Raw genomic sequence first — 1426 nt, 5'->3', positions numbered from 1 at the left:
AGCGGCCGCGGCACTGGTGCTGATGCTGCTGGCCGCCCGGCGTCCCGCCACGGCGCTGGCCTGGGCCGGTATTGGCGCGGGATTACTGGGCGGGGTCCTCTGGCTGGCCTCCGGGCTTGCACCGCCGCTGGCGGTGAATGCGGCGGGCGAAAGTGCGTTGGCCCAGGTGTTCCTGGGGAGGCTGGTCGAGTTGGCCGTCGCCGACTTCCGGCCCTGGGCCGCCGTCTTTGGCGCCGCCGGATTGGGGGTCGCGGTGGCCGGTTTCACCCTGCGGGCGGTGCTGGGCGGGGCCCGGCGGACCGGGCCCACGGGCTAGCATAGAGGCATGGCCAGTACTGCTGTTTCCCTTTCCATGCCTACCATTCCCCGCAAGCGCCGCACCCCGGACGAGGTCTGGGCTGCTGCACCCGTGGACGGTGACAAGAAGGTGCTGCTGGCGGCCCCGCGTGGATACTGCGCCGGCGTCGACCGGGCCGTGATCGCGGTGGAAAAGGCGCTGGAGCATTATGGCCCGCCCGTCTACGTGCGCAAGCAGATCGTCCACAATGTGCACGTGGTCTCCACGCTGGAGGAAAAGGGCGCCATCTTCGTCGAAGAGACCGACGAGGTGCCCGAAGGCGCCCTGGTCGTCTTCTCGGCGCACGGGGTTTCGCCTGCGGTGGTGCAGTCCGCCGAGGACCGCCAGCTGCGGACCATCGACGCGACCTGCCCCTTGGTGACCAAGGTGCACCGGGAAGCGGTGCGGTTCGCCCGCGACGGCAACGAGATCCTGCTGATCGGTCACGAGGGACACGAAGAAGTCGAAGGGACCTACGGGGAAGCGCCGGACCACACCACGATCGTCAACAACCCGGACGAGGCGCGGACAGTGCAAGTGCGGGATCCGGAAAGGCTGATCTGGCTGTCGCAGACGACGCTCTCGGTCGACGAGACGATGGAAATCGTCTCCATCCTGCGGGACCGCTTCCCGGCTCTGCAGGATCCGCCGAGCGACGATATTTGCTACGCCACGTCCAACCGCCAGGCCGCGATCAAGAAGATTGCACCCCAGGCGGACCTGGTCATTGTGGTCGGCTCGGAAAACTCATCCAACTCCGTGCGGCTGGTCGAGGTCGCCCTCGAGTACGGCGCCAAGGCGGCCTACCGCGTGGACTTCGCCAATGAGGTAGACGAGTCCTGGTTCGAGGGCGTGGCCACCGTCGGCGTGACCTCCGGAGCCTCCGTGCCCGAGGTCCTGGTGCGCGAGGTGCTGCGCCTGTTGGGCGACTACGGCTACGGCGACGTGGAAGAAGTGGTCACCGCCGAAGAGGACATCCTTTTCTCGCTGCCGAAGGAATTGCGAGCCACGCTCAAGGAACGCGGCGACGAATCGCGCGGCCTCGGCGGCCGCGTCACCCGCCCGGGACGCTAGCGCCCGGCCACCGGC

Annotated in this window: 2 protein-coding genes; both read left to right on the top strand. The window is 68.4% G+C overall.

Annotated features, from left to right (window positions below; all coding sequences use genetic code 11):
* A partial coding sequence (locus AC5RUJ_RS16310) for a hypothetical protein (protein ID WP_494156253.1) occupies nucleotides 1-316 on the top strand: 316 nt, incomplete at its 5' end.
* 9 nt (nucleotides 317-325) lie between these two features.
* Complete coding sequence (locus AC5RUJ_RS16305) at nucleotides 326-1411, top strand: 4-hydroxy-3-methylbut-2-enyl diphosphate reductase (protein WP_494000363.1); 1086 nt, start codon at nucleotides 326-328, stop codon at nucleotides 1409-1411.
* The last annotated feature ends 15 nt before the right edge of the window (nucleotides 1412-1426 follow it).

The sequence above is a fragment of the Arthrobacter sp. Y3223164 genome (assembly GCF_059091005.1).
This window is presented reverse-complemented; position numbering and strand designations above follow the sequence as displayed.